This is a genomic window from Amycolatopsis rifamycinica (genome assembly GCF_000695625.1).
In the GTDB taxonomy this organism is placed as follows: Bacteria; Actinomycetota; Actinomycetes; order Mycobacteriales; family Pseudonocardiaceae; genus Amycolatopsis; species Amycolatopsis rifamycinica.
Map to the genome: position 1 here is coordinate 314703 of NZ_JMQI01000062.1, position 6491 is coordinate 321193.

Sequence of the window (6491 nt, forward strand, 5' to 3'; positions counted from 1 at the left end):
CTACCGGCCCAGGACGCGCTCGATCGCGGCCAGCTCGTCGTCGGTGAACTCGAGGTTCGCGGTGGCCGCGACGGTGTTCTCCAGCTGGGCGACGCTGCTCGCGCCGATCAGCGCGGAGGTGACGCGGCCGCGGCGCAGCACCCAGGCGATGGCCAGCTGCGCCAGCGTCTGCCCGCGCCCCTTGGCGATGTCGTTCAGCGCGCGGACGGTCGCGAGGGTGTCCTCGGTCAGCCGGTCGCTGGTGAGGAAGGGGCTGGCACCGGCCGCGCGGGAGTCGGCGGGGATGCCGTCGAGGTAGCGGTCGGTCAGCAGGCCCTGGCTCAGCGGCGAGTACGCGATCGAGCCGACGCCGCGGGAGTCGAGGGTGTCCAGCAGGCCGTCTTCGACCCAGCGGTCCAGCATCGAGTACCGCGGCTGGTGGATCAGCAGCGGCGTCCCCAGCTCCGTCAACGCGGCGAGCGCGGCTTCGGTCTGCTCGGGCGAGTAGTTCGAAATGCCCGCGTAGCGCGCCTTCCCCGAGCGGACGGCGGTGTCGAGCGCGCCCATCGTCTCCTCGATCGGCGTGCCGGGGTCGGGGCGGTGCGAGTAGAAGATGTCGAAGTGGTCCAGCCCGGTGCGGGCCAGGCTCTGGTCGAGGCTGGCGAGGAGGTTCTTGCGGGAGCCCCATTCGCCGTACGGGCCGTCCCACATCAGGTACCCCGCCTTGGACGACACGAGGATCTCGTCGCGGTAGGGCCGGAAGTCGGCGGCGAAGTGCCTGCCGAAGTTCGTCTCGGCCGAGCCGGGCGGCGGGCCGTAGTTGTTGGCCAGGTCGAAGTGCGTCACCCCGAGGTCGAACGCCCGGCGCAGCACCGCGCGCTGGACGTCGAGGGGCTTGTCGTCCCCGAAGTTGTGCCAGAGACCGAGCGACACGGCGGGCAGCTTCAGCCCGCTGCGCCCGGCCCGCCGGTACGGCATGTCCGCGTACCGGTCTTCGGCCGCGACGAAAGGCGACATGGTTCTCCTTGGCGGAAGTCGAAAGGGGACGGCCCGCGCAGTCTAACCGCGCGGGAGGAGCGCGCCGGCGAACGACGCCGCGGGCGGCAGCCCGGGCAGCAGCGTGGCCTGGTAGGCGTGGTAGACGTCCGGTTTGCCCGCCCACACCGTCGCGGCGGGACGGTTGTCCGGGTCGAGTTCGTGGTGCCACGAACCGAGTTCGCGGTCGACGAAGCAGGTTTCGGCGTGCGCGCACCATTCCTCGAAGCGGGCGAGGTACGCCGGGTCGCCGGTTTCCTGGTGCAGCGTCCACGCCGCGGCCATCGCCTCGGTCACCACCCAGTGCAGCCGGGTGCGCACCACCGGCGTCCCGACGAAGTCGGTCGTGTAGACGAAACCCGGCCGCCCGTCGACGGCCCAGCCGTACCGGGCGCCCGTCTCGAACAGCGCGGCCGCGTCGGGCAGCAGCCACGGCGGCGCGGCGGCCCCGAGCGCCCGTCCGAGGTGGACGGCCAGCCGCGCCCATTCGAAGAGGTGCCCGACGGTCGCGCCGAACGGGCGGAACGGGTGGGCGGGTTCGCCGCGGTTGAACTCCAGCCGCACGCGCCAGTCCGGGTCGTAGTGCTCCGGGAGCAGCCAGCCGTGCGCGCGGGCCTCGCCGTGGACCAGACGCTCCACAATGGACAGCGCACGCGCCGCCCAGACCGCGTCGCCGGTGACGTCGGCGGCGGCCAGGAACGCCTCCACGGTGTGCATGTTGGCGTTGGCGCCGCGGTAGTCCTCCAGGTGCGTCCAGCCGCGGTCCCAGACGTCGGCGACGAGCCCGGCCCCCGGCTCCCAGAACCGGCGTTCGACGACTTCGAGCGCCTCGGCCAGCAGCGGCCGCGCGCCGTCGGCACCGGCCGCGGCCGCGCTCGCGGCCGCCAGGACGACGAAGGCGTGCTCGTAGGCCCGCTTGTCGGCCACGGCCGTCGAGGCGTACCAGCCGCCGTGCCGGGCGTCGCGCAGCAGGCCGGTCAGGGCCGCGACGCCGTGCGCGACCTGCTCGCCCGTGTCGGCTCCCCGCAGCGACGCGAGCGCGAAGACGTGCGTCATCCGGCAGGTGATCCACGTCTCGACGGGCCGGTCGAGCACCGGCCGCCCGGCGTCGTCGAGCCAGGCGAACCCGCCGCCCGGGTGCGTTGCGCCGCGGGCGAAACCGAGCAGCCGGGCGGGTTCGGCGCGCACCCAGGCGGGAACCGATGACGGACTGTCCACTCTCTGCCTTTCTCCTCGGGCCCGCCCGGTGCGAGGAGCCCCCGCCAACGTAGGCCAAGGCACCCGCCGCGGCCATCGCGGGCTGTTCCGGAAGTGACCGCCGCCGCGTATCCTGACCTTGGAAGCGCTCCCAGTCTTCGACGCACGCAACCCAATGAAGGGACTGACGTGACCAGGAGACGAAGTACCATTCTCGCCGCCGTCACCGTGCTGCTGGCGAGCCTGACCGCCGTCCTGCTGACCACCGGCACGGCCGAGGCGCACGGCGCGATGATGAAACCGGGCAGCCGGACCTTCCTGTGCTGGCAGGACGGGCTCAGCTCGACCGGTGAGATCAAGCCCCAGAACCCGGCCTGCGCCGCCGCGGTCGGGATCAGCGGGGCCAACTCGCTGTACAACTGGTTCAGCGTGCTGCGCTCGGACGGCGCCGGGCGCACGCGCGGGTTCATCCCCGACGGGAAGCTGTGCTCGGGCGGGAACCCGAACTTCGCGGGCTTCGACGGGGTCGGCAACTGGCCGCTGACCCACCTGACCGCCGGCGCCCAGTTCGACTTCTCGTACAACGCGTGGGCCGCGCACCCGGGCTGGTTCTACACCTACGTGACCAAGGACGGCTGGAACCCGAACCAGCCCCTCACCTGGGACTCGCTGGAAGACCAGCCGTTCCTGACCGTGGACCACCCGCCGGTGACCGGCTCGGTGGGCACGGTGGAGGGCCAGTACAAGTGGAGCGGCGCGCTGCCGACGAACAAGTCGGGCCGGCACATCATCTACTCGGTGTGGAAGCGCTCGGACAGCGCCGAGACGTTCTACGGCTGCTCGGACGTCACCTTCGACGGCGGGCACGGCGAGGTCACCGGCGTGAAGGACCCGGGCGGCAACCCGACCACCACGCCCACGACTCCGACCACCCCGACCACGCCGACGACACCTACCACGCCCACGACCCCGACCACCCCGACGACCTCGAACCCGCCGGGCTCGTGCATGGCGATGTACGAGATCACCAACACCTGGAGCGGCGGCTACCAGGCCACGGTGACGGTGATGAACCACGGCACCTCGGCGTACACGAGCTGGCAGGTGGGCTGGACGCTGCCGGCCGGGCAGACGATCGGCAGCGTGTGGAACGGCACGCTGAGCCAGTCCGGTTCGGCCGTGACGGTCCGCAACGCCAACTGGAACGGCCAGGTGGCCGCGGACGGCACGACCACCTTCGGCCTGGTCGTCAACTCGACGGGAGGGAACGCGGCACCCTCGCCGACGTGCCAGGGCAGCTGAAGTGATCCGAGTGGACAGTCCGTCGGGGCCGCTTCGGGGAACCTCCCCCGAAGCGGCCCTCACGCGTTCGCGGGCCCGGTGCTGCCGCGGGTGATCAGCCTCGGCCGGGACGTGGCGACGTCGCCGACCCGCTCCCCCGCCACCACGTCGCGCAACACCGACGCCGCCAGCGACCCGAGCTCGGCCAGCGGCCGCCGGATCGCCGTGAGCGCGGGGCGGACCAGCCGGCACAGGGGCGTGTCGTCCCACGACACGACCGACAGCTCCCTGGGCACCGCGAGCCCGAGCTCGCGCGCGGCGGCGAGGGCGGCCACCGCGAGGTCGTCGGTGTCGCACAGCAGTGCCGTGGGCCGGGGACGCGCCGCCAGCACCCGCCGGACCGCGTCGGCCGAGGGTTCCGGGTGGACGGTGCCCGGGTGCGGGAGGCCGGTCGCCGCCGTGGTGAACGCGCGCCCGCGTGCCGCCGGGTCGGCGAACGGCGCCGCGCCCGCGATGCGCACCACGTGCCGGTGCCCCAGCGCGGCGAGGTACGCCAGCGCCTCGGCGGCGCCGGTGACGTCGTCGACCAGCACCGAGGGGACGCCCGGCACCCCGCCCGGCCCGCCCAGCACCACCGCCGGCAGGCCGATCCGCACCAGCTCGGCCGCGCAACCCGGCTCGGTGAGCAGCACGCCGTCGACCTTCCGTTCGGCCCGCCAGCGGCGGTAGATGGCCAGCGCGGCCTCCCGGCCCGGCGCGGCCTGCAGCAGCAGCTCGCCCTCGAACCCGTCGAGCACGGCCGGGACGAAGGCCTCCAGGCGCCGGTCGAGCACCAGGCCGATCGCCCCGGTCCGGCCGCCGGAGAGCGCCCGCGCCGTGCTGCTGGGCGCCCACCCGAGCTCGCGGGCGATCTCGGTGATCCGCCGCCGGGTGGCCTCCGAGACGCCGGGGCGGCCGTTGAGAGCGTAGGACACCGCGCCCTTGGAGACGCCGGCCTCCTTCGCGATGTCGGTGATCGTCGGACGCTTCATCGCACCCCTTCCGCACACCAAGAGCCCGGACACCACCGGGGCCGGTCCGTGTCCGCGCGGACACCCGCCGTCGCACACCTTGACACCCGCCGCACCGGGAAACGAGGATCCACGCGGGAGCGCTCCCAGCCAACGGGGGCCAGGAGCGTGCCGCGAACGGGGAGTGCGCGCGCATGAGGCAGATCCGAAGATCGGCGGCCTTCTCCGCCGTCGCCGTCCTGCTCGTCCTGATCGGGGGCTGCGGACCGGGCACGCCGGAGCCGATCACGCTCACGATCTCGACGTTCGGCCAGTTCGGCTACGAGGACCTCATCCCCGGCTACGAGTTCACCCACCCGGGGCTGACCATCCGCCAGGTCCGGACCGAGCAGGGCGGACCGTACCACCAGGACCTGCTGGCCAAGCTGCAGAACGGCCAGGAGCTCGCCGACGTCCAGGCCGTCGAGGAGGGCCACCTCGCCGACGTGCTCGCCCACTCGGACAAGTTCGCCGACCTGGCCGAGATCGGGCCGCCCGACGTGAAGCCCGGCCGGTGGCTGGAGTGGAAGTACGAGGCGGGCCGCAGCAAGGACGGCAAGCTCGTCGGCTACGGCACGGACATCGGCCCGCTGGCCATGTGCTACCGCAAGGACCTGCTCGAAGTGGCCGGGCTGCCGACCGACCCGGGCTCGGTGAAGACGATGTTCGCGACCTGGGACAGCTTCTTCAAGGCCGGCGAGAAGTACGTCAAGCGCACGAAGGGCAAGCCGTGGTTCGACTCCTCGGCGCAGATCTTCAACGCCAAGGTCAACCAGCTCCCGGTCGGCTACCTCGACCGCGAAAACCACTCGACGCTGGAGACGAACACCGCGCTCAGGGACGCCTGGAACCAGGTCACCGGCGCGGTGAAGCAGGGGCAGTCGGCCGGGCTGACCGCCTTCGCCGACGACGGCAACAACGGCCTGCGCACCGGCGCGTTCGCGACGAAGGTCTGTCCGTCGTGGATGCTCGGCGTCATCGAGCAGCAGGCCGGGGTGACCAACGCGGGCAAGTGGGCGCTCGCCGACGCCTTCCCGGACGGCGGCGGCAACTGGGGCGGGTCCTTCCTCACCGTGCCGTCCTCGAGCCCCCACCAGAAGGAGGCCGCCGCCCTCGCCGCCTGGCTGACCGCGCCGGAGCAGCAGCTGCACGCCTTCCGGGTGAGCGGCAACTTCCCCAGCCAGGTCGAAGCCTTCACCTCCCCGGACCTGCTCAGCGAGATGAACGGCTACTTCGGCGGGGCGCTGACCGGCCAGGTCTTCGTCGCCCAGGCGCAGAAGGTCGGGAAACCGCAGTACAAGGGGCCGGGTGACGGCAAGATCCAGGAGACGGTGATCGCGCCGGCGCTCAAGGCGGTCGAGCAGGGCGCCGACCCCGCCGCCGTCTGGCAGCAGGTGCTGACCGGGGTGCACCGGCTGGTGCCCTGACCGGGAACCCGCGCGGCGGAGCCGCCGGGGCCGGGCCGCGTGAGGGGCACGCTCCGGCGGGCGCCGCAGCGGCCGAACCGGATGGGCCGGCACGTCGGTGACAGCAGCGTCCTGGTCACCACGGACGAGCGGGCAGTCGCGTTCCTCCCGCCGTCGCGGCCGGCCGAGAGCCATCTGCCCTGCGCCGGGGTCGAACGCGGCCGCGGGCCGGGCGCGGCGCTCCACGGGCGCTTCTTCGCCGACAGCGCCGCGCACGGGCGCTCGGTGGTCCGGGCGATAACTTCGCCGGAAAACTAGGGTTCGCACGCGTTCCACACCCGGATGGGGTTCGTCACCGAACCAGGCCGAAGGAGTTCGAAGGGGTGCCGGCCCGGTCCCGGCCACGACGGGCCGGGACCGGACTGGACCGGCTGCGCTTCCGCAGGGACCTCGGCTGAGGGCTGCCGAAGCGGCGCCGCGGGATCCGGCCCGGGGCCGAGGCCGCGGTGGGCACCGGGCCGGATCCCGCTGTCCCGCCCGGCCG

The 6491-nt window shown here is 73.2% G+C and carries 6 protein-coding genes; 3 read left to right on the plus strand and 3 right to left on the minus strand.

Going from position 1 to position 6491, the window contains the following annotated elements; genetic code table 11:
- Complete coding sequence (locus tag DV20_RS29570) at positions 1 to 996, minus strand: aldo/keto reductase (protein ID WP_043786054.1); 996 nt, start codon at positions 994 to 996, stop codon at positions 1 to 3.
- Between the two features lie 42 nt (positions 997 to 1038).
- Positions 1039 to 2232 (minus strand): AGE family epimerase/isomerase, encoded by a 1194-nt coding sequence (locus tag DV20_RS29575; RefSeq protein ID WP_043786055.1) that lies wholly within the window; start codon positions 2230 to 2232, stop codon positions 1039 to 1041.
- 168 nt (positions 2233 to 2400) lie between these two features.
- Here DV20_RS29575 and DV20_RS29580 point away from each other — a divergent pair, with 168 nt between their 5' ends.
- Complete coding sequence (locus tag DV20_RS29580) at positions 2401 to 3513, plus strand: lytic polysaccharide monooxygenase (protein WP_043786056.1); 1113 nt, start codon at positions 2401 to 2403, stop codon at positions 3511 to 3513.
- Between the two features lie 59 nt (positions 3514 to 3572).
- Here DV20_RS29580 and DV20_RS29585 read toward each other — a convergent pair whose 3' ends face one another.
- Positions 3573 to 4523 (minus strand): LacI family DNA-binding transcriptional regulator, encoded by a 951-nt coding sequence (locus DV20_RS29585; protein ID WP_043786057.1) that lies wholly within the window; start codon positions 4521 to 4523, stop codon positions 3573 to 3575.
- A 173-nt stretch (positions 4524 to 4696) separates the two neighbouring features.
- On the opposite strand from DV20_RS29585, the gene DV20_RS29590 reads away from it, so the two are divergent.
- Both DV20_RS29590 and DV20_RS29595 read left to right on the plus strand, forming a co-directional pair.
- Positions 4697 to 5968: an ABC transporter substrate-binding protein gene (locus DV20_RS29590; protein WP_043786058.1), complete on the plus strand. Its 1272-nt coding sequence runs from the start codon at positions 4697 to 4699 to the stop codon at positions 5966 to 5968.
- A gap of 39 nt (positions 5969 to 6007) precedes the next feature.
- The gene (locus DV20_RS29595) at positions 6008 to 6265 is read left to right on the plus strand and encodes a hypothetical protein (RefSeq protein WP_152603775.1); all 258 of its coding nucleotides are present in this window, start codon (positions 6008 to 6010) and stop codon (positions 6263 to 6265) included.
- Positions 6266 to 6491: the final 226 nt, after the last annotated feature.

Bases quoted from the DNA above. Each gene is read 5' to 3' on its own strand.
- DV20_RS29570 (WP_043786054.1), bottom strand. From the start codon at position 996: ATGTCGCCTTTCGTCGCGGCCGAAGACCGGTACGCGGACATGCCGTAC.
- DV20_RS29585 (WP_043786057.1), bottom strand. From the start codon at position 4,523: ATGAAGCGTCCGACGATCACCGACATCGCGAAGGAGGCCGGCGTCTCC.
- DV20_RS29590 (WP_043786058.1), top strand. From the start codon at position 4,697: ATGAGGCAGATCCGAAGATCGGCGGCCTTCTCCGCCGTCGCCGTCCTG.